Consider the following 21489-nt stretch of genomic DNA (forward strand, 5'->3'; position numbering starts at 1 on the left):
CCGTTACCATTTTACAATTTAAACAGGATTTATCAGCCAAACACTTTGTATAAATCCAGAAGCAAAGCTTTCTTGAAGGACCGACTTCTTCGCCATGATAGCCTTGTTCCTATGAAAATGAAGATGATGCCATTCATTCATCGGCTGCACAGCGATCGTTTTTTAGATAAGCTCGGGAACGATAAGATCTTAGATCTTGCAGCGGCCCTTTCTTATTACACCGCCCTTTCCTTGGCGCCTCTGCTTATATTAATGATCACCTTTGTTTCTTTCCTAGGAATGGAATTTAAAACCGAGATGATCAGTGAAATCGAAAATCTTGTTGGCTCCCAAGCCAGTCAGGCCATCAAGGCTATCGCAATGAATGCTGACAAAACCCCTACGATCCGGGACTGGGCAGGATTAGTGGGGATCATCACTTTGCTATTTTCTGCTGGCGCGATTTTTGGTCAATTGCGTGAGTCCTTGAATGTTATTTTTGAAGTAGCAAGCCCCGCGCAGGATCAACAAGACGAAGGAATTTTAAAAAGTTCCTGGGCCTTTATTAAGAAAAAAATATTCAGCATGGGAATGGTGCTGGCCTTCGTTTTTATTTCGATGGTGTCTTTGGTGATTTCATCCATCATCTCGCTAGTTCTTAGTGGTGCTGCGGCTATTATCGGACAGATCGCCAACTTTTTGATCTCTTTGTTAATCTTCACTTTGCTTTTTGCGGCTATCTATTACTTTTTACCGCAAAAGAAAATGCGGCCGGCGGAAACTTTAACAGGTGGTTTGATCACTGCGATCTTATTTTCTATTGGTAAAACACTGATCGGTCTTTATCTGGGACAAAGCGCTGTAGGTTCACTATACGGCGCCGCAGGATCTTTAATCGTATTACTAATGTGGGTCTATTACTCTTCGATTATCATCTTCATCGGTGCTGAAATCGCCAATGAGATTCACAAAGTCGATGACGAAGAGGCTTCGACTTTGACAAAAACGCGCGGCTAAGAGAAATTTCAATCTCCAACCACCGCGAGGTTTTTATGCGTGATTTCTATCCTTCAATTGAACCAAATAATTCTGGAATGCTGAAAGTATCCGACATTCACACTTTGTACTGGGAAGAGTGTGGAAATCCCCTGGGAAAACCCGTGGTGTTTTTGCATGGCGGACCAGGCGGTGGCGTGGCTCCAGATCACCGTCGTTTTTTCGATCCTAAAGCCTATCGCATTATTCTTTTTGACCAACGTGGTTCTGGAAAATCCACTCCCTGTGCAGAGCTTCGAGAAAATAACACGTGGGAATTGATCAAAGATATCGAAACGATTCGCTCCATGCTCAAAATCGACAAGTGGGTTGTTTTCGGCGGCAGTTGGGGTTCAACGCTTGCTTTGACTTATGCGATTTCTCATCCTGAAAGAGTGAAGGCTTTGGTTTTGCGCGGAATCTTTTTGTGCCGTCCTTCAGAAATCAAGTGGTTCTATCAAGAAGGCGCCTCAGAAATTTTCCCTGACGTATGGGACGAGTACTTAAAACCCATTCCAGTGGCTGAACGTGGTGACATGGTGACGGCTTATTACAAACGACTGACTCATGAAAATTCAGAGGTGCGTTTGCAAGCGGCAAAAGCATGGAGCAAGTGGGAAGCGGCTACATCACGCCTGATCGTAGACCAAAACGCTATTGATGAATTCGATGATCCTGAATACGCGTTGAGCTTTGCACGCATCGAGTGCCATTACTTCACCAATAATGCCTTCTTCTCGACGAACAATTGGATCTTAGAAAACATCGAAGCCATTCGCAAAATTCCTGCAGTGATTGTTCAAGGCCGCTATGATGTTGTCTGCCCGGCTCGCTCTGCGTGGGACCTCCATAAAGCTTGGCCGGAGGCAAAATTTACAATCATTCCTGACTCAGGTCATGCGGCTGCAGAGCCTGGAACTCGCTCAGCTCTTATTGAAGCCACAGACAGCTTCAAACACCTGTAAGAATTTCAGCTACCAAGGGGCCTAGCGCCCCTTATAGAACGTATAAGTATTATGATGTTGTAAAGTGGTTCCAAATTGGGTTTATTAGCTTTCACGCACCGTGGGGTTTACGGTGCAACTATCCGGGGGGATACGTGAAGTTGAATAAACTTGTTTTGGCGGGGCTAGTTTCAAGTTTGGCTTTAACAGCTTGCTCACCTCAAGCTTCTAATCAAGGTGAAATTCAAACAACAGGCGAGGGAATCATTGGCGGTAAAGTAGTTGAAGCCGGTGATAAGATTCAAGAAAGCATCGTGGCTGTTTACGATGCCGTTGAAGGACAACTTTGCACAGGGTCTCTTCTTCCAAACAACCTTGTGCTAACAGCCGCTCATTGCATCGGAAGCGAAACAGAAGCGATGTATGTTTTCTTCGGTAATGAGGTCAACAAGTACGCGGTTCGTCGCCAGGTCGACAAAGTAGCTATTTCATCTTTGTGGGAAACACGCCAATACGAAGACTACGACACGGGTGACATCGCTTTGATGCACTTCCAAGGTGAAGTTCCGGCGGGCTACAAACCAGCCACTTTCTTAAGCGAAGCGAACAAAAAACTTCTTAAAAAAGGCGCGAAAGTCGTTCTTGCTGGTTACGGCATCACAGATGGCGTAACAGGTGACGGCGCAGGAACTTTGCGTATGACTTCGGTTAAAATCGCAGACCCAAAATTCAGCCTGACAGAGGTAAAGCTGGATCAAACTGGCGGCACAGGTGCCTGCCACGGTGACTCTGGCGGTCCAGCTTACATCGAAGTGAAAGGCAAGTACTACCTTTGGGGTGTTACTAGCCGCGGAGTCGAAGACGCTGAAAACGACTGTTCAAAATACTCTGCATACACGAGCGCATTGGCTCACAAAGTGTGGTTGAACAGAATGGCCAACAAGCTGATCGTTTCTTTAACAAATCCTGAAATTTCCAAATAGACTCACAAATTTCAGACTAAAAAAATTTTAAAAACACGAAGGGCTGCTACAAAAATAGCGGCCCTTTTGTTATTTCATTCCACAATCATGCCTGGGGAACTATGAAAACGAAGTTGTACGTAAGCTCTTTTATCGTTTTGTTGTTGGCAGCCTGTGGGGGACCTTACGGAGTTGAAAATATCGACATCACTCCGGAAGACGCGATCATTGGCGGCAAAGAGACAACAAGAGACAATGTGCTATCGAAGTACGTTGTGCTTATTCATGACGGTCCGACGAAAACTTACTGCACTGGAACCTTGATCAAAAAGAATGTGATCCTGACAGCCGCTCACTGCATTCCCAGCGGCGCTGCCACTCTTTCATTGGCATTCGGTTTAAAGCCATTGGCGGGGCAATACATTCTTCGCCAGGCCGTCCGGGCGATTCCTCACCCCGATTACAAAAAGCAAAGTGCCAACGATCGTGATGACGTCGCATTGATCCTGATTAAAGGTGATGCGCCGAAAGGTTTTGAACCTGCTCTTCTTCCAGATGACAATTTTCCGTTCAAAGCAGGATTGGGATTCACGGCGACAGGTTACGGTCGCACGTCAGGAAGAGCTCCGGCGCAAAAAAGTGATACTCAAGGTTCTGGAACTCTTCGCCACGTGGATCTTTTGATCGACAGCATCTCTAAAGACGATGCGCAGTTTTACGTAAATCAGAAGTGGAACAAAGGTATTTGTAACGGCGACTCGGGCGGTCCGGCGATGATGCGCTATCAAGGTAAAGACTATCTTGTAGGTGTCGCCTCTGCGACCTCATGGAGTGTTCCCAGTGAAATCAGCGAAAGCGAACGCGAAGAATACATCCGCAAAAAAGATTTCTGCTCAGAGAAATCCATCTATATGAGCGTTAAGAAATACCGCCCATGGATTGAACGCGAATCAAAGAAATTGTTGTACTAACTGGCGAAGTTTTTCGCCCAGAACTTTGGGGCTGTCAAAAAGAACCCGGTGAGAAGAATTCGGAACGACTTCCACCCGCAGCCCCATCACCTCTTCCTGCAAGCGACGAGAAAGCTCCATAAATTTTTCATCGCGGTCGCCCACCATCCAGACAATCTTTTGAATATTTTTAAGCAAAAGACTGCGCATGTTTTTTTGCTGAGCCAAAGACCACTGAGTTAAGGCCAGACTTAAAGATTCACGAGAGTATTCTTTCTCCTGACGAAGAGGTTCGTTTTCGCCACCGCCAAAAACCGGTTGGGCGTTCCAATTTCGAAGGACACTTTCCCACGGGGCTTTTAAAAATTCTTCAGCCCAATACGAGTCATTCATCCAACGCTGGCGGCGTTCTTCGGAAGTAGGATCCAAATCTTCATGAGGGTCATTAAAGCCGGGATTGGTCGAAACCAAGACCACCTTGTGCCAAATATTCGGGCGACGCTGAAGAGCATGCAAAGCCAGTCGCCCACCTAAGGAATACCCTACGAGGATGTTTCTATCCGCCGAACAGCCGTGCGCTTCGATCCACTTGATGAAGTTGTCAGCCCAAGCCTCGAACGCATGCTGGGGACCTAATAGCGCTTCTTTAAAGTAATCCGGCGTGTAGATCCTGACGCCATCGTGCTGAGGCACGTGGGCTTTGACAATGGCCCAGTCTGAGGGCCGTCCTAGGAATCCATGCAGGAAAAAGAGATTCACTCTTTCCACAGAAATTCGTACTCCTTCCAGAATTCTTGAGTCTGCTCCCAGTGGGGGCAGAGTTCGATGATCTGGTGATCAGCAAAATTGTTCTCTTCAGGAATATTATGCCATTTCTGATAAGACCAATTCCACATCTTTGCCCATGATTCGAAAGAAATCTGGTGTTTGTTTACGAAAATCTCTTTATTGAACATGCGAGAGAAAATTTGCCCCCCGCCGTTGTTAATGACGACAATACGGAATTTGTTGGCTTCGAGTTGAGAAGTTGCCCAAAGTGACGATAAATCATACAGCGCTGTTAAATCTCCAACAAGACACCAGTTTTCTGTCTGCGGCGACGCCCAACCTAAAAATGTAGAAAGCTGTCCGTCGATACCGTTGGCTCCGCGATTGGCCGCCACTCGCAAAGGCATCGCATCGTGGGAGGAGCAAGAATCCCATTCACGAATCGGCAGTGAGTTCCCTAAATAGACCGAGGCACCTTTCATTTTTTTAGACAAAGAATAAATCAGGCCTTGTTCTGACTGAGGGTACTTTTCCAAAAGCGCACGCATCGCTTCAGTGCGGGTGTTGTCTTCGATATTAAGTTTTACGTTTTCACGATGAACATGCGTGAACTCCACTTGGCTTAACAAGTCAATTGAGTTGCAATGATGCACCGGACGGCTTAGGCCCGAGAAGTGGTTGAAGCTGATATTGAACACCGGAATTTCACGATACTTCACTTCAAGGTCGCGCCAGAAACGCGCCGTGGGAACTCCGCCAATACGCAGAACCGAATCACAAAGACCTGAATTTAGCACTCGGTGGATCATCTTTTCGCCAGAGCGAATTTCAATATCTTTGATATCGGGATGACCGCGCAAGCTTGAGATACCTTCGCAGTACACCGGTGCTTTATATTGTTTCAAGAACTCAAGCACCGTCGTGTGAGCTTTTTCAGGTAAGATCCCCACAATCACCAACGGCTTGTGAGAATTGATGAAGTCTTCAACTTCTTTCAAAGTTCCTAATGGCAATTGGCCTGGTAATTTTGTTCTTTCAGATACAGAGAATTCGATCTTAGGGACGGGACCATCAATCAACGGCTCTTCAAAACAGATATTCACATGAATAGGCTTTTTCCAAGACAGAGATTTGAAAGAAATATGTGAATTTTCCGCGTCGATGTCGAGTGCGACTTCATTGTAGTAAGAAAAAATCCCCACCTGCTCGATGGTCTGAGGAGCTCCCGAGCCACGATAGTGCTTCGGACGATCTGCAGTGACCATAATCAGTGGTAATGATGAATAAGTTCCTTCAACAGCGGCAGGTAAAAGCTCGGCGACGGCCGTGCCTGATGTTGTGATGATCGCCACCGGGCGACGAGTGCTCGCAATTCTTCCTAAGGCAAAAAACGCGGCCGAGCGCTCTTCAAAGAAAGAATATACTTTCAGATTTTTATTTTCGTCTAAGATGTGAACCAAAGGGCTGTTGCGAGCTCCGGCGCATAAAACAAATTCACGAACACCGGTGTGCACCAGTTCCTGAATGACCTTCGCTGCTAATTCCATATTTGTCATAACTCAAGCCCCAAAATCTTTCTTACTGATTGGCGTTTTTGAAAAACCTCACGCCACTCTCGTTCCAATTCACTGTCAGCGACGATCCCGCAACCCGAACCAATCATCGCAAGGTTTTTATTCCACTGCAAATTTCGAATGCCGACAAGGCACAAGGCCTCTTCGCCCGCAAAAACAGCGAAAGGTCCCCCATAAGGCCCGCGGTCGTCTTGTCCAGGAAGCTTGGCCATCCACTGGTAACCTTGGCTACGTGGAGCCACCCCTAGGGCCGGCGTCGGATGCAGGTCCTTCACCAAAGATAAAAACTCAGGTTTTTTATGACAGTGAATCTGAATGTCAGTTTTCAAATGGTAAAGTGTCGGAAGTTCTACGATATAGGGTCCATGAGTTTTCACCTCACCCCAAGGACTTAGAACTTCTTTGATATCTTGCAAAACCAAGAGGTGCTCTTGCATCTCTTTGGCGTCGTTTAAAAGAGAGTCGCGCTCGGAAGCTTCACTCTTGGGGCATGTCCCCGCCAATGCCATCGTTTTCAGAATTCCTTGTGAATAGTCAAAAAGTGTTTCTGGAGTTGCTCCCAAAACTCCCTTTCCGTTCTGCCAAAGTCCGTAGACGTAAAGAGTGGGCGGTGCTTTCAAAAGATTCAAAATTATCTGCGCTCTTTCGGTTGCCGATACGGTTTGCGCGGATCGCGAGAACACGACCGGCACGGCCTTTTGAATTTCATTTTTTCGAATGCGATTTTGAATGACCGTCAAGGCTTGCGCGAAGTCTTCTTTTTTGGGCTCTTCCCAAGAAGCTTTCATTACGGGGGCCTGAGAAGACGGATGCTGAGCCAAGTAAGCCTCACAATGATGGCGCATGTCTTCGGTCGTTAAGCGGTAAGTTTTCGCTCCCCGCAAGGGTTTGCTAGAGCCTAGGTCATAGAAATCAGGGCAAAATACTGTAATTTCATCACTATTCGCGTCGGAAGCAGGCTCAAAAGGACCTTCAATAAGAATCCATTGATCCTTATGGCGCAAGAGGGCCCCTGCCTCCAAAAAGTTTGTAATGCCTGAGAGCGTTATGCTATTCTGCCGTTCCACTAGAGAAGTCGTATTATGGAAATGCTAACTATGCAAACAACTCCCTCAACCCAAATCGTCAATGTCGGCGGATATGATATCGGCGGACCACAGTTCACTGTGATCGCTGGTCCTTGCTCTATCGAAAGCTACGAGCAATTCATGGAAACCGCAAAAGGCGTGAAGTCTTCTGGCGCTCACATTCTTCGTGGCGGGATCTGGAAAATGCGCACGTCTTCAAAAGCCTTCCAAGGTTTGGGTTCTTCATCCTTCGATTTCATCAAAGCTGTTTGCAAAGAGACAAACATGAGCCTGATTTCTGAAGTCACAGATGCTCGTCAAATCGAAGAGATCTATGACATCGTGGAATGTTTCCAGGTCGGTTCTCGCAACATGCACAACTATTCTTTGCTTAAAGAATTGGGCATGCAGAAAAAACCGGTAATGTTGAAACGTGGTTTCGCTGCTTTGATCGAAGAGTGGGTGAAAGCCGCTGAATATATCACAAACGGTGGCAACCCGAACGTCATCCTTTGCGAACGCGGTATCCGTACTTTCGAAACAGCGACTCGCAACACGCTGGATATCAATGCGGTGGCTTTCGCGAAAAGAAACACACATCTGCCTGTAATCGTCGACCCTTCTCACGCTGTCGGCATTCGCGCTCTTGTACCGGATCTAGCTTACGCAGCGGCGGCAGTAGGAGCTGACGGTATCATCGTTGAAGTACATCCTCGCCCAGCAGAAGCTCTTTCTGACGGTATGCAAGCTCTGACTTTGGATGATTTCAAACACATGATGACCAAGATGGACAAAATCTTGAAAGCCGTCGACAGACCTCTTCACAAAGTAGAGCTTTATGCAAACTAAGCATTCTCCAAATCCTGAAGTGATTCGTAACATGTTCTCTAAAGTCGCAGCGAACTACGACAAAGGGAACAACGTTTTGTCGATGGGCATTCACCACTTGTGGAGAAAAAAGTTAGTTAAATACAGCGGCGCTAAAGCTGGCGATAAAGTTCTAGACTGCGCCACGGGTACGGGCGATCTAGCTATAGAATTCAAAAAAACCGTAGGCACTGGTGACGTTGTAGGAACAGACTTCTGCGCAGAAATGTTAATCCCTGCTCCAGGCAAAGCCAAAGAACGTGGCCTAGAAATTAAATTCGAACAAGCCGACGTCACTCAACTTCAGTACGCCGACAATTCTTTTGATATCAGCAGCATCTCTTTCGGCATCCGCAATGTAGGCGACCCAGTAAAAGGCTTGAAAGAAATGGCCCGAGTCGTAAAACCCGGCGGCCAAGTGATGGTCCTAGAATTCGGCCAAGTAAATCTGCCCGTCTTCGGCGCGATCTACAATTTCTACTCGCAAAACATCCTACCAAAAATCGGCGGCCTAGTAACAGGCCAAGGCGAAGCCTACGAGTATCTACAAAAATCCTCAGCCGCTTTCCCCTGCCGCGAAGGCTTCCTAGATTTAATGAAAGAAACAAACTCTTTCGAAAAAATGGAATACATCAGCCTGACCGGCGGAATAGCCTACATCTACAAAGGCACCGTAAAATAAAAAGCATCTGTTTCTTTTCTGCACTTCACCGCACCTAACGCAACGAAGTACAAAAAAGAAGCAGGCACCTTTAAACGGCGAGATCAAAAAAACGCCAACAGAACTTCCCCAAAGAATCCAACACACAAAAAAAGTTTTAATGAAAGCACCGACTGAAACACGGTGCTTTTTTTTATTTCGACGACGTGATGAATTTCTCCGTGCACTCACTCATCTGAATTTAACTGAACGAAGTTGGCCCTAAGCAACAGCACAGATTTGCGCTGGGAAGGGAGTCCTTTGAAATGGCTCCGAAGTGAAGGGCCTTCGGTGGCGCCACGATGGCGCGAACCGAGGCGAAGCCTCGGCACCGACCGAGCCCGGACGGCGTGCCCGAACGAAGCGAGCCATTTCAAAGGACTCCCTTCCCAGCGCAAATCCGTCGCTCGAAGCGAAAACCAATCTAAGGTCGAAGTGATTGTTCAGAGGAAGCAAGAAGACGAAGAGGCTCAACACGAACCCCGATATGAGGAGCCCGCCCTTCAAGACTAAGAAGCTCGTCATAAAAAGCCCGAACCTCAAGTCGTGTTGGAATCACCATTTCAGGTTCTGGTGGTGTCGGATCCGGAACATTCTTCTTCGTCGGACATCCCCAGATGCCCAATCCAAGCGTGCCAGTAATAAGAAGAATGAGTGCGAGTTTCATACGTCCATTTTCCCCCGGTTCATTTATAGGAGGAACTTGTATTCGTGCAGAAACCCTAAAAACATCCCCGTTTATAAATACATCGTAATAAACAGGGATGTCTGGATGGTCTAATTCATGAGAAAATTAGTAATGCCAAGGGAACTTTTTGAAATCTTTGGGACGTTTTTCAACGAAAGAGTTTCGACCTTCGACGGCTTCTTCGGTGCCATAAGCAAGGCGAGTGGCCTCTCCGGCGAATAATTGCTGGCCTACTAAACCATCGTCAATCAAGTTGAATCCATACTTCAACATGCGCATGGCCGTTGGAGATTTTGAATTCATCTCATAAGCCCATTCCAAAGCGACTTTTTCTAGGTCCTTATGAGGAACAACGGCGTTGACCATGCCCATATCAAAAGCTTCTTGTGCTGAATAGTTGCGACCTAAGAAGAAGATTTCACGCGCGCGTTTTTGTCCGACCATGCGGGCAAGATAAGCAGAACCATAACCACTATCAAAGCTAGCCACGTCAGGATCTGTTTGTTTGAAAACCGCATGTTCTTGTGAAGCCAAAGTCAGATCACACACCACGTGCAAAGAGTGTCCGCCCCCCACAGACCAGCCAGGCACAACTGCCATGACGATCTTAGGCATGAAGCGAATCAAACGTTGAACTTCAAGAATGTGCAAGCGACCTAGGCGCGCTAAATCCATTTTGCCAACAGCTTCTTTTTCTTCATATTTGTAGCCATCTTTGCCACGAATACGCTGGTCACCACCGGAACAGAAAGCCCAGCCACCGTCTTTTGGAGAAGGTCCATTCCCAGTGATAATAACAACACCGACATCCGCCGTGATACGCGCGTGCTCTAAAGCAGTGTAAAGCTCATCCACCGTTTGCGGACGAAAAGCATTGCGCACTTCAGGACGGTTAAAAGCAATACGAACTGTGCCTTGATCTTTGGCGCGGTGATAAGTGATATCTTTGAATTTAAAACCAGGAACTTCAGTCCACCATTCAGGATTGAAAATATCGGAAACCATTTTTACCTCGATTAGATACGATCTGTTTTAGACCACAGCCAGTGATCTGCCAATACCAACCATGTCATCGCCTCAAGCACAGGAATCGCGCGAGTGACAATACAAGGATCATGACGACCCTTCTTTGCTACATCCAAAATGGAGCTTGTTGGTTTAAAAGACACTTTTAATAAAATACTTTCGCCAGTGGAAATTCCACCACGGATACCGCCATAGGCCTCTTGAGTGCCTTGATGAAATTCCGTGCCTTTGACTTGGGCAGAATCAAAGCCCAAGCCCAATTCGAAGCCATTCGTCGCGCCAACGCTTAAAAAAGCTTGTGCTAAATCAGATTTCAATTTGTGAAACACAGGTTGACCTAAATACGCGGGAGGATTTTCGATCAGAATTTCGGCAACGCCTCCATAACTGTCCCCCGAGACTTGCGCAGACTTTAAAAGCTCTGCCACTTCGACATCACGGTTGGAAGGAAAACGCGCCTGGAAAGAATCCACATTTTTTGAAGAGACCTGTGTGCGCTCATCCGGAGTCAACGAGAAGGGTCCGATTTGCGAGGCATATCCCATCACTCGCGTCTTCGGTGAAGTCTCTTTTAAAAGCATTTGCGCAACGGCTCCGGCCATCACGCGAGACACGGTTTCTCGGCCAGAAGAACGACCTCCACCGCGATGATCGCTGTGACCGAACTTATTCTTCCACATATCATCGGCGTGCCCTGCGCGTGGACTGTTTTTGATTTCTTTATAGTCTTGAGAGCGAGCATCCTGATTGCGCACAATGATCGCAATCGGAGTTCCTAAAGTTTTTTCCTCAAACACTCCGCTTAAGACTTCGGGTATGTCTGTTTCCAGACGACCCGATACGATTTGTCCTGATCCATGATGGCCGGGGCGACGACGTTCTAATTCTTTTTTTAGAATTTCTGTATCGAAGCGGACGCCCGCAGGGCAACCGTCGATGACGACTCCTAAAGCCGTGCCATGGCTTTCACCAAAACTTGTAATGACGAAGCGAGATCCAAATTGACTTGCGCTCATACGTTCTCCTCGCAGTGACGCCAGAACAGGCGTTGTCCTTGGGCTTGGGCTGTAAACATGACCAATCCCGACTGATAATTAGCTCCACAGGCTTGAGCGTATTCCCTACCCATAGAGTCTTCCTTGTAATTTAAATCAAAGACCATCACCGGATTCCATGAAGCCGGAGGCATCAGGGTTTCTTGAGCGCGTGGCGCAGCCCAAATAATAATTCTAGGTGTTAGGTCTGCCGAGGCTTCACTGCCTGGGCGAGGTGCTCCCGTTCTGGAAGAAAAATAACTCGCATGCGGCAAAGCCTTCTGAATCACCTCTAAAATTCCACCACCGCCCCACACAAAAATTTCTTTTTGCAAAGGGGCAATCATACCAACGCCTTCGATAAGTTCGACAAAGCCTTCCTCGTCGGTGGAAGTTCCAAGCCACATCTCTTGTTTTTTATTCCAGTAAAGCGTGTTCAGAGCTTTCAGATCTGGATGATGGCAAAGCTTTGCGGCGTTTTCTTTGTGAGGAGCCGTTACCGCAGCATAGGTAAGTCCTAGCATGCGCAAAACAGGCAGGGCCTCTTCCCATTCGTCCCTGTCGATGTGAACAGCACAGACGGGCATTTCTTTTTTTGCAAAATAATCAGAATGTTCAAGCGGCGTAAAGCTGTGCGCAACCGGGGAACCCAAAACAGCAGCGAACTCCGGGGACGACGATGGCGTCATCAGCCAAGACCACAGGGAAGGCTGCTCTAAAGCACTGCCGTCACCTTCGCGGATGAAGTTTAAAAGCTGCTGGCCTTTTTGCAGACGACGATACCATTCCCAGCGTCCATCTTTAGAGCGAGGAAGAAAACTGCGATGCGCTTTTTTGGAGCGCTGCCATTCATGATAAGTCGAGAGTTCCGCAAACGATGAAATCTCTGGAGCGAACTTCATGTGCGCCGCTTTATCCTCCCAACGAGACCACTCTTGGAAATCAAAACCACGATGCAGAGATAAAATAAGTTTCTGCGATCCTATAGCTGTAAGAATATCTGTCGGTTCGCCCAATTCCCATGCCCAATCCACGTAAGTGGCGCGCGATAAAAAGGCCTGGGAGTATTCGCGCGACTTGCGAATAGAAAAAATAAACTTTTCGCGCGGCATTTCTTGAAGAGCGCGCTCTATTTGCTCATCACTTAAAAGATCATCGCGCAGTTCAATAAAGTCGAGATCGCGATTGGCGTAACGAGATTTAAACAAAGACCAACGCAAGTCAGTGGCGAAAATTTCTGGCAGAAGAGTGATGATGCCGCCGACACTTTTTAAAGTATGCGACAAGATTTCTTTTTCTATGGCCATCGCCTTGTGATGGTTTTCAAGCTGACCTTCAGGCATCAAATAAACTTCATCAGCTCGTTCCTGATAGCGCTGCTCGCGCAGGTGCGCTCGTTTATGAAACTCTTCCAGTGGAGATATATCGGGCTCTAGGCGCGGGCGGTTTAAAAAAATACGCCCGTCTAAATCCGTGCGTCTTTTCACCCATAAAACAGGAATGCTTTCCGGAATAACTGAAAGATCAAAACCGGCTCCGAGTACAAGGTAAGTTTTTTTCGAAGGTCTTTGCAAGATTTCGAGGAAAAGCTGTCGTTCCATTTCCCGGAAATAAGCCTCCCCGTGTTCCATAAAAAGTTCGCGGATGGTTTTACCGATTTTCTTTTCGATTTCTGTATCAAGATCAATAGCGTCAACGTCTTCGCGCCAATAAAGCTGCAAGCGCTTCATCAGTTCTGTTTTTCCAGTGCCACGATGTCCGACAACAACAGTAATCATGGTTTGATACCTATCATGTCCCAGAATTCTGGAAAGCTTTTATTTATCGCTTGAGGCTCTTCCAATGTGAACTGATGACCTTTTAGCTTCATCAATGTGGCCGCCATCACCATGCGGTGGTCTTTGTCAGGATTAAAGCGCCCTGTGGTAATAAGTTTTTGCGAAGACTGACCGTGAATGATCATACCGTCAGGAAGGCTTTCATGTTCCACACCAATCAGTTTTAAAAGGTCTGACACCTTGGCAATACGATTGCTTTCTTTTTTTGTTAAATGAGGAGCCCCATAAAGCTTCGAGGTCCCCGACGTCCAGCTACAAAGCACAGCCAGAACTGGAAATAAATCGGGCGATTGGGAAAGATTCCATTCCACGGCGCGAAGGTTTGCACTTTTACGAGTGATAAGATTGCTTCCTTCGAGGGTGAAATCGACATTCATCTTTTTAAAGATCTGCAAGAAGACCAGATCAGGCTGAGAACTTTGTTCAGGAAAATTCTGAATCACACTTTCCCCGGCCAAAGCACCTGCTGTCGCCATGGTGAAGGCAGAACTAAGATCAGGCTCAACACTCCAACTCAGCTTGCTGATTCGTTGCCCTGCGGGAATAAGATAACCCTTTTCCGTTTTCTTCGGACGCATTCCCAGAGTTTTCATCATCTCTAAAGTCAGAAGGAAATAAGATTCAGATACGTTGTCACCGACAATCTCAAACTCTAAATCAAAATCCAGAAGCCAGGCGTTTAAAATCAGAGCTGATGCATATTGACTGGATTCGGAGGTGTCCACGCGCAAAGGTTGGCGAGGTCTTTTCCATCCCTCGCTGACGATGAAAAGTTCATTCGCCTTGATCTGAGTCTGTACGCCCAGTTGTTTTAGCAAATCTAAAAGGCCAGCTTGAGGTCGCTGCATCAAGCGAGGTGCGGCTTCGAGCGTATGCACACCTTTTTGCCGTGAGGCTCGCAACGCCATAAAACGAAACGTCGTACCGCCTTCACCGCAGTCAATGCGACTGCGGTCACGAATATCCTTAAGTCCTTCGCGCATGTGAACAACGTCATCACACTCTGAAAACCCCTGAAGATCTAATACAGGAAAATAACTTTGCACGATCAAGGCGCGATTGAAAACGGATTTAGAACCTGGAATTTCGCCTTGAAACCGAAAATCAGCCATTCAGTTCATCTTCCTTTTGACGACAGATTTCCATCAACACTTCATCGACCGTCACTTCTTTCACCACACACTGACCCGGCTTTTTTAGAAATACAAAACGCAATGTCTGCGATTTGGTTTTCTTTTTATCGCTCAATAAAAGCTGACGGAACTCTTTTAACACCGAAGTCTTCGTCTGTAATAGATCATCGCGCAAAGGTGACAAGAGATAGCCCGAAACCGGCGCGTGAGATATTTTTTCGTACTCTTTAGAAGACATGATCTTCAACTGAACACTGTAGCGAAGAGCAAAATCCAAACCATAGTTGATAGCCACACCATGCGGCAGCTGATAGTAGGACTCTAGAATATGGCCCACGGTGTGACCAAGATTTAGAATGTGGCGATGACCCGACTTTTCTTCAGGATCTTGCCCCACAACTTTGTATTTCGCATCAATGGCACGAGCCAAATACTTCCAAAGAACCGCCGAAGTGACTTCAAACTCTTTCGATAATTCCTGCCAAAGCGTTCCGCCTTGAATCCAAGAAATTTTTAAAAGTTCACCAAAACCTTCAAAGGCGCGCGCCTCTGGCTGCGACATCAAGAGCTGTCGAGACAAAATCACCTTGTCTGCCGGATAGAAGGTGCCAATTTGATTTTTAGCTCCGCCCACATTCAAAGCTGTTTTACCGCCATGAGCAGAATCAATTGCTGAAAGCCAAGTGCTTGGCATGTGCACAAGCTTCACTCCGCGCTTTAGAACGCTAGCGACGAAACCACCAAAATCACCCACACTGCCGCCGCCCACCACGACAACCGTCAAACGACGACTGGAGGTGTTTTCACAAAGCTGCACGATTTTACGAATGTGTTGGGGAAAATGGTCTACGGATTTTAAAGATTCACCGGCTTTGACACCATATTTTAACGAAAACTTTTGCGACCATTTTTTAAAAGCCGTCGATTTTCGTGGCAGGATCTCATCGTAAATAAGCAAAAGCTCTTCACCCAGATCTGTAAGAGAAGGAAGTGCCGTCGTGAAGAGCAAAGTACTTTTTTTCATTATTTGGATTCTTTGAATTCTTCTTTGGCTTTAGCGTAAGATGAAGAAAGAGCATCCCAAGCTTTGCTCATGCCTGTTTTCATTTCGGCCCAAGCTTTGCCAGAACTTTTCTTAAGCTTTGCCAGATCTTTTTTAAGATCGTCTTGTTGAGCTTCCAAAGCTTTGATTTGTTCTTTCATTTCTTTTTTGGCATCGCCGGTTTTTTCGGAAGCGGATTTTTTAAGGGCCGCGATTTCTTGCTTCAACTCGGCAAGTTTAGCGTCCATGTCTTTTTGGAATTGCTCTTTTTGTTCTTTAGAATAATCCACCGCTGCGGCTGCCGCATCACTGGTTTTCTGCTGAACTTCTTCTTTGGTTGTTGCAAAAGCGGAAAGAGAAAAACAAAGGATGGAAGAGAGAAGAATGTGTTTCATAAACTGGTCTCCTATTGGCGGAGACCAGTTTATACAGGGACTTATTTCACTTCAAGAATATTGAGCTGAACAGCATCAAACGTGACGCTTACAGGCTTCTTGGCTTTAAAGGCCTCTTCTAATTTCTTACGAAGGCCATCGAAGTTTTCGACGTCTCGACGCAGGTAATACGATCCCGGGTTTTTCGCGAAAAGCACGACGATTCCCTCGTCGTCTTCACGAATTTTCTTGATTGTATCCTCTAAAGAACGATGCTCCTCAGCATTTGCCGGTCCGCGAGCCGCAGAACGAGCTAAAGCGGGATTTACACTGACTGTCGCTGTTGTTATCAAGGCTGCGATTAAAATCCACTTCATGAGTCACTCCTTTTTGTCGCCTTATCTTATCGGCGATCTGAAGCAAGCCTAGAGTCCAGGAGGGCGTCGCATTCTGAGATTTATTACACCAAGGTCGCTGCGCACCATTGTAAGGGATTTAATTGAGCATCAGCCTCTTCATTCAGCTGCTGGATTACAATTTGGGCCATCTCAGGAGCCAAAATATCATCCGGCTCATGCACCAAAAAGAAAACTTTTTGTAATCCTTGCTGCGACCAAGAGCTCAATCGCACAGCCCAGTCTTGGGAACGTTGGCGATCCGATAGGTGCAGATCATTTCCGATAAAGCGAAGCATCGTGAAGGGAGCGCTTATAGACACATGAAGAACGTCTCTTCGACCTGCGACATCCGTTATAACTAGGCCGATGCCTCGGGATTGCAAATATTTAGTCAATGCCGGAAGCACACATCCATTTTGAAACCAACTGGGATGACGAAACTCTAAAGCCAGTTCAAACTCGTCGGGCCACTGCTGCAAAAAATAAAACAACAGAGATTTTTTACTGTAATCAAAGTGCGGAGGAAACTGCGCAAAGCACGGCCCGCGATGCGTTCCCAGGTTTTTCAAAAACTCGAACCACTCCGCCAAAAGTTTTTTATCTAACATTCCTTGTTCCGAATGCGAAATGCCCTGATAGAGCTTTGGGCAGAAAACAAAATCCGTTCCCACTTGCGCAAGCCACTTCTGTGTTTGCTCAGCCGTCGGGATACGATAGTGAGATGTGTTGAGTTCGATAGTGTTGAAATTGCGCGAATAATAAGAAAGAAAATCCGCAGCCTTTGTTTTCTCTGGATATATCTTCCCGATCCATTCTTTATGCCCCCAGGCCGGAGTGCCAATATAGAATTTTGCTGAAGAGGAGGTTTTGAATTTCTCTAAATACACTGACGCCAAAGGGTCATCAGAAGGAAGATCCCAATTCACACCGTCTACGGAATGCAGCTTTCCAAATTCCATGACAGCCTTTCTGCTTAAAGGCTCCAGTCAATTTCAGAAATACCGTGAGAGCGAAGATAGGCATTGGTTTTTGAAAAAGGTTTCGTTCCGAAAAACCCGCGATGCGCTGAAAGCGGCGAAGGATGAACAGCTTCAATCACTAAATGCTTTTTACGATCCACAAAAGAGGCTTTCTTTTGCGCATAAGATCCCCAAAGAATGAACACCAGATGTTCGCGCTCTTCATTCAGTAAATGAATAATCTTATCGGTGAATTCTTCCCAACCTTTTTTCTGATGAGCAGCGGCTTTGCCATCTTCCACCGTCAAAACAGCGTTCAGCAACAACACACCCTGCTCGGCCCATTTGGTTAAGCAGCCGGACTTGGGAATTTGCAAACCCAGATCGGAATTCAGTTCTTTAAAAATATTTTGCAAAGAAGGCGGAAAACGAACTCCGTCACGAACTGAAAAGCACAAACCATGAGCTTGACCTGGTCCATGATAAGGATCCTGCCCGACGATCACGACTTTCACTTTGTCAAACGGCGTAAGGTTCATGGCGGCAAACCATTCTTCACCACGCGGATAGATGGTCTTGCCTTTTTTGTATTCCTGCACAAGAAACTCGCGCAGAGTTTTCATTCGCTCGCTGTCGAACTCGCTCTGCAATCGCTGTTTCCAGCTAGAATCTAACTTAACTTCACTTTTTGAATTTTCCATCTCACCTTGATACATGACAAAGGTCTAGGTCCCGGATTCTAAATCAATCTTATTGGTTTTCAATTTATTTTTTGATTCCTGCTCAACTTGACCAGACAAAATTCGGCCACATTGTTACACTATGAGTAGAGGAAAAGGAGGCCGCCTATGACGACCCTTCTCAACCCCACAATACAACTTATCGAGCAGAATCCAGAGGTTAAGTCCTTCATCTATCAACAGATCGTGGAGTTCGAACCCTTCGTGACACCTCAGACAATCGTCGCAGTGGTCGCACGGGATCCGAAAAAACTAGCGATTCAGTATGAAACAGAAGGAAAAGACTTTACCCCTGAAGGTCTCAAAAAACTCTATCGCATTGCGATCGTGTTGCGTGAGGGCGACACGAGTGTCGAAGCCGAAGGAGTTCACGAAGATATCTTCCAAGCTATTAAGTTAGCCAAAGATTCTTTACTAAAAGAGTTGGTTGCTATCCAGGATTCTGTCATTAGCCAACAAGACAGAATTGTCGAGATCAATCACTACTTGCAACACCCAGTTCTTCATTAAGATAATAGGGCTTCCGTGAAGGAGGCCCTATGTTCAATCCTACTATGCCCTATCGCAATGCGGGTCGTTGCGGTCTGAAATTGAGTTCGCTTTCGTTAGGAGGCTGGACGACTTTCGGGGGCACCGTTAAAGATTTCACTTCAGTTCGCAGCATTCTTCGCCTGGCTTATGAAGCCGGGATCAATTTTTTTGATATCGCAGACATTTACGCCAAAGGCGAATCGGAACGCATTATGGGCGGAGCTCTGAAAGACTTTCCGCGCCATGAGCTCGTGATATCTTCCAAAGTATTCTGGCCGATGAGTGATGACATCAATGATCGCGGCCTTTCGCGCAAACACATTCTTGAATCAGTGAATAAAAGTCTGCAAAGAATCGGGACTGACTATTTAGACATCTATTTCTGCCATCGCTATGATCCCGAAACTCCCGTCGAAGAAACGGTTCGTATTATGGATGACCTGATTCATCACGGAAAAATTCTTTATTGGGGAACGAGCGAATGGACTGCTGAACAAATCCAAGAAGCCATGGATGTTTGCGACCAAGGTGGCTATTACCGTCCGCAAATTGAACAACCTCAGTACAGTCTTCTTGCCCGCGAAAAATTTGAAGACAATGTTCGCCCGAAAGCACAAGAGCACGGCATGGGCTTAGTAACGTGGTCGCCCTTAGCTTCGGGAATGCTGACTGGAAAATACGACAACGGAATCAGCGACGGTCGCCTGTCGCGGATTGATTGGCTCAGAGAAACTTTCTACACAGAGGAAAATCTGGAACGCGTGCGCAATATGAAAGCTCTGGCGGACGAGTTGGGATGCACGCGGGGGCAGTTAGCACTGGCGTGGCTATTGAATCAACCGGGAATGACCAGTGTGATTCTCGGCGCGACCAGCATCGAGCAATTGCAAGAAAATCTGAGTTGTTTAAAGGTTCCCATGACAGAAGATATAGATAAATCTCTGAAAAAGCTTTTCGCTTACTCCTAAAGACCGGGAATAGACAGCGATATTCGTGCTTATTGGCACTGGAGGATTCCGTTCACAAACTACAGAGCTATACTGAGCATGAAACGATCTCTTGAGAATAAAAGATACCATTGATTGGTTATTTAAGTTCTAAGAGGTTGTCCGAGACGAGACTTAGTCATTAGATTAAGCCTCGTTTCCATTTTTAGGGATTAGTGTTCTAGCGCGACGGGAAGAAAACTGGTCGGCGATTTGGATTCAGCCGTATTGGCTTTCGTCTTTCCATTTTCTAATTTCACCAAGCTGCCGATAATATCTTGCAACTTTTCAAACGGAGAAAGATTCGGCGGAAGACTTTCTTTCAACTCCATCGTTAAAACAGGCGTCTGTCTTTCAAGCCACATGTAACGACCCAGGCTGCCGGGATAATTGCCCAGCGACTTCCAAGGTAAGTAATCAAACTTGGGCGGAGGAGAAACCTTTGGACCGTCAAAATCCAAAACCTTCAGTGGCGTATGTACAGACACGATGAAATCCGGTTGGAAATCTTCTAAGTGGTGCAGAGCACATTTTGTTTCGGGCTCGCTCGCAGCAACCTCACCGGGGAATCTGCGTGGATTTGATTTTGTCGTGCGTTTCCAGTTTTCGATGGCACCGACATCCCAATCTTTTGTTGGGAAGTTGCGATTGATATCGATCTTGTTGGCATTCGTACGAGTTTTGTATTTCACACCATCAGGATTTACGACAGGAATCACACGCCAAGAGTTGCGCGGATCAATGCCTTCTAAACGCTCCATCCAATAACGACCGACAGTTCCTGCCGGTGTTTCGTCTCCATGGATCAAGCTGAATACTAAAACTTTCTTGGCGCCTGGTGTGGAAGAGGGTTTGTCGTAATGGTAAATAGGACGACCTTCCGCGCTCACGCAAAGAGCTTCTACTTTGACTTTTTCACAAGCCTTCGTAAGAAGTTTGTCATCCCACGCTCCGGGGAATTTTTTTAGATCATTGATGCAGTCTTGTTGGATATTAGAAAAGTCTGCTTGAGCGCCAACAGCTGACATAAACATCAGACCAAATAAGATTGTCTTCATCATTTTTGTCATCACTTCTCTATTATCTCCGAAGTTTGAAATCTCTCAAGATGAGAAAATGGCTTTTTTTGAATCAAGCTGAGAATCCTTACAAATTGACTAAAGTCTTAGTGCCTTTCGTCCGTAATGTAAAGGGTGTGACGAATTAGACTCAGGTCGGAGGTTGTATGGTGAATCGTGGCGGTTTTAGTTTTGTAGCGATGTTGGTGATTAATCCCATCGTGATACTGTTTTATCAAAACTGCTCCATGGCCCCGGTGAGCTATGCGAAAAATACCACACCTCAAGTGAAGGTGTCCCGTCAGGTAGCTTCTGAAGCTAAGCCTACAGTAGCGACAATTAAGAAACAGACTTGTGTCGAGAAGAAGGAATGCCCTCAAAAGGAATAGTATTCATTTCTTGAATATCTGAATTCTTTCTATGCCTTTTACTAATCATAGAGTCCCTTGTAGAACGAATCATGAAGCATGATTCAGAACAAGGAGGCTTCTATGATTAAGTTCGTTTTAACTCTCTCAACAATCTCCGTTCTTTTTAGCTCCCCAGCATTTGCTTTTGTGTCTCCGCAAGAAGAAAAAGCCCTGATTGAAGCTATTAACAACGCCAGCCCTGCGCAAACGCACGCGGAAGGCATTCGCTGCTCATTACGCAACCGCATGTGCCTGGTTCGCCTGCACGTGGCAGAACGCCAAGCCGGTTGCATGATCGAAAGAATCTCGGATGTCTCAGATTTGTATACGGAAGAGTTTGATAGAACAACGGGAAAGAGCGTCTTCACCCTTTCCCGTTATGCTCAAGACAGCTTGAACCACTGTGTGGCAGAACTGTCTCGCTAA

Annotated in this window: 24 protein-coding genes; 10 read left to right on the top strand and 14 right to left on the bottom strand. The window is 46.4% G+C overall.

Annotated elements, in window-relative coordinates; genetic code table 11:
* The first annotated feature begins 111 nt into the window (after positions 1-111).
* The 4 genes from ACLWBD_RS15565 to ACLWBD_RS15580 all read left to right on the top strand — a co-directional run bounded on the left by ACLWBD_RS15565 (position 112) and on the right by ACLWBD_RS15580 (position 3891).
* A complete protein-coding gene (locus ACLWBD_RS15565) occupies positions 112-996 on the top strand; it encodes a YihY/virulence factor BrkB family protein (protein WP_413568900.1) in 885 nt (294 codons plus the stop codon).
* A 35-nt stretch (positions 997-1031) separates the two neighbouring features.
* Positions 1032-1979, top strand: coding sequence for a prolyl aminopeptidase (pip, locus tag ACLWBD_RS15570; RefSeq protein ID WP_413568902.1), 948 nt, complete (start codon positions 1032-1034; stop codon positions 1977-1979).
* A gap of 134 nt (positions 1980-2113) precedes the next feature.
* Entirely contained in the window at positions 2114-2941 is an 828-nt protein-coding gene (locus ACLWBD_RS15575; RefSeq protein WP_253696463.1) for a S1 family peptidase, read from the top strand.
* Between the two features lie 101 nt (positions 2942-3042).
* Positions 3043-3891 (top strand): S1 family peptidase, encoded by an 849-nt coding sequence (locus tag ACLWBD_RS15580; RefSeq protein WP_063205268.1) that lies wholly within the window; start codon positions 3043-3045, stop codon positions 3889-3891.
* On the opposite strand, the gene ACLWBD_RS15585 is transcribed toward ACLWBD_RS15580, so the two are convergent.
* The 3 genes from ACLWBD_RS15585 to ACLWBD_RS15595 are packed head-to-tail and all read right to left on the bottom strand — an operon-like array spanning position 3871 to position 7216.
* Complete coding sequence (locus ACLWBD_RS15585) at positions 3871-4638, bottom strand: alpha/beta fold hydrolase (protein ID WP_253696466.1); 768 nt, start codon at positions 4636-4638, stop codon at positions 3871-3873. The two genes, ACLWBD_RS15580 and ACLWBD_RS15585, sit on opposite strands and share 21 nt — an antisense overlap.
* Positions 4626-6194: a 2-succinyl-5-enolpyruvyl-6-hydroxy-3-cyclohexene-1-carboxylic-acid synthase gene (menD, locus tag ACLWBD_RS15590; RefSeq protein ID WP_063205269.1), complete on the bottom strand. Its 1569-nt coding sequence runs from the start codon at positions 6192-6194 to the stop codon at positions 4626-4628. Before menD ends, ACLWBD_RS15585 begins: the two co-directional genes overlap by 13 nt.
* A complete protein-coding gene (locus ACLWBD_RS15595; RefSeq protein WP_413568905.1) occupies positions 6191-7216 on the bottom strand; it encodes a chorismate-binding protein in 1026 nt (341 codons plus the stop codon). The genes menD and ACLWBD_RS15595 overlap by 4 nt, the downstream gene beginning before the upstream one ends.
* 78 nt (positions 7217-7294) lie before the next feature.
* On the opposite strand from ACLWBD_RS15595, the gene aroF reads away from it, so the two are divergent.
* Complete coding sequence (aroF, locus tag ACLWBD_RS15600) at positions 7295-8128, top strand: 3-deoxy-7-phosphoheptulonate synthase (RefSeq protein ID WP_063205270.1); 834 nt, start codon at positions 7295-7297, stop codon at positions 8126-8128.
* Positions 8118-8828, top strand: a complete 711-nt coding sequence (gene ubiE, locus ACLWBD_RS15605) for a bifunctional demethylmenaquinone methyltransferase/2-methoxy-6-polyprenyl-1,4-benzoquinol methylase UbiE (RefSeq protein WP_413568906.1) — start codon at positions 8118-8120, stop codon at positions 8826-8828. The genes aroF and ubiE overlap by 11 nt, the downstream gene beginning before the upstream one ends.
* Before the next feature lie 442 nt (positions 8829-9270).
* On the opposite strand, the gene ACLWBD_RS15610 is transcribed toward ubiE, so the two are convergent.
* The 10 genes from ACLWBD_RS15610 to ung form a co-directional block, all read right to left on the bottom strand.
* Complete coding sequence (locus ACLWBD_RS15610) at positions 9271-9513, bottom strand: hypothetical protein (RefSeq protein ID WP_063205272.1); 243 nt, start codon at positions 9511-9513, stop codon at positions 9271-9273.
* 126 nt (positions 9514-9639) lie between these two features.
* On the bottom strand, positions 9640-10539 hold the full coding sequence (locus ACLWBD_RS15615) for a 1,4-dihydroxy-2-naphthoyl-CoA synthase (RefSeq protein WP_413568907.1): 900 nt from the start codon (positions 10537-10539) through the stop codon (positions 9640-9642).
* Positions 10540-10550: 11 nt separating this feature from the next.
* The gene (aroC, locus tag ACLWBD_RS15620) at positions 10551-11576 is read right to left on the bottom strand and encodes a chorismate synthase (RefSeq protein WP_413568909.1); all 1026 of its coding nucleotides are present in this window, start codon (positions 11574-11576) and stop codon (positions 10551-10553) included.
* Positions 11573-13372, bottom strand: a complete 1800-nt coding sequence (locus tag ACLWBD_RS15625) for a shikimate kinase (protein WP_413568910.1) — start codon at positions 13370-13372, stop codon at positions 11573-11575. The genes aroC and ACLWBD_RS15625 overlap by 4 nt, the downstream gene beginning before the upstream one ends.
* Positions 13369-14544: a 3-phosphoshikimate 1-carboxyvinyltransferase gene (locus ACLWBD_RS15630; protein WP_413568912.1), complete on the bottom strand. Its 1176-nt coding sequence runs from the start codon at positions 14542-14544 to the stop codon at positions 13369-13371. The genes ACLWBD_RS15625 and ACLWBD_RS15630 overlap by 4 nt, the downstream gene beginning before the upstream one ends.
* The gene (locus ACLWBD_RS15635; protein ID WP_413568914.1) at positions 14537-15589 is read right to left on the bottom strand and encodes a hypothetical protein; all 1053 of its coding nucleotides are present in this window, start codon (positions 15587-15589) and stop codon (positions 14537-14539) included. Before ACLWBD_RS15635 ends, ACLWBD_RS15630 begins: the two co-directional genes overlap by 8 nt.
* Positions 15589-16002: a hypothetical protein gene (locus ACLWBD_RS15640; RefSeq protein WP_063205278.1), complete on the bottom strand. Its 414-nt coding sequence runs from the start codon at positions 16000-16002 to the stop codon at positions 15589-15591. The genes ACLWBD_RS15635 and ACLWBD_RS15640 overlap by 1 nt, the downstream gene beginning before the upstream one ends.
* 41 nt (positions 16003-16043) lie before the next feature.
* Positions 16044-16358, bottom strand: a complete 315-nt coding sequence (locus tag ACLWBD_RS15645; protein ID WP_063205279.1) for a hypothetical protein — start codon at positions 16356-16358, stop codon at positions 16044-16046.
* An 83-nt stretch (positions 16359-16441) separates the two neighbouring features.
* Entirely contained in the window at positions 16442-17338 is an 897-nt protein-coding gene (locus ACLWBD_RS15650; protein WP_413568915.1) for a DUF72 domain-containing protein, read from the bottom strand.
* Between the two features lie 14 nt (positions 17339-17352).
* A complete protein-coding gene (ung, locus tag ACLWBD_RS15655; RefSeq protein ID WP_413568917.1) occupies positions 17353-18039 on the bottom strand; it encodes a uracil-DNA glycosylase in 687 nt (228 codons plus the stop codon).
* Between the two features lie 147 nt (positions 18040-18186).
* Between ung and ACLWBD_RS15660 the strand changes: the two genes are divergently transcribed.
* Together ACLWBD_RS15660 and ACLWBD_RS15665 are read left to right on the top strand one after the other, a co-directional pair.
* Complete coding sequence (locus tag ACLWBD_RS15660) at positions 18187-18588, top strand: hypothetical protein (protein ID WP_063205282.1); 402 nt, start codon at positions 18187-18189, stop codon at positions 18586-18588.
* A 29-nt stretch (positions 18589-18617) separates the two neighbouring features.
* The gene (locus tag ACLWBD_RS15665) at positions 18618-19577 is read left to right on the top strand and encodes an aldo/keto reductase family protein (protein ID WP_413568919.1); all 960 of its coding nucleotides are present in this window, start codon (positions 18618-18620) and stop codon (positions 19575-19577) included.
* Positions 19578-19768: 191 nt separating this feature from the next.
* Here ACLWBD_RS15665 and ACLWBD_RS15670 read toward each other — a convergent pair whose 3' ends face one another.
* Positions 19769-20656, bottom strand: coding sequence for a M14 family zinc carboxypeptidase (locus ACLWBD_RS15670; RefSeq protein ID WP_253720753.1), 888 nt, complete (start codon positions 20654-20656; stop codon positions 19769-19771).
* Between the two features lie 164 nt (positions 20657-20820).
* Between ACLWBD_RS15670 and ACLWBD_RS15675 the strand changes: the two genes are divergently transcribed.
* Both ACLWBD_RS15675 and ACLWBD_RS15680 read left to right on the top strand, forming a co-directional pair.
* Positions 20821-21042, top strand: coding sequence for a hypothetical protein (locus ACLWBD_RS15675; protein ID WP_063205284.1), 222 nt, complete (start codon positions 20821-20823; stop codon positions 21040-21042).
* A 102-nt stretch (positions 21043-21144) separates the two neighbouring features.
* Positions 21145-21489 carry a hypothetical protein gene (locus ACLWBD_RS15680; RefSeq protein ID WP_063205285.1) on the top strand — a complete coding sequence of 115 codons (345 nt, stop codon included), beginning with the start codon at positions 21145-21147 and terminating at the stop codon, positions 21487-21489.

Origin of the sequence: Bdellovibrio sp. HCB117 (assembly GCF_047305915.1) — a bacterium.
GTDB lineage: Bacteria > Bdellovibrionota > Bdellovibrionia > Bdellovibrionales > Bdellovibrionaceae > Bdellovibrio > Bdellovibrio bacteriovorus_B.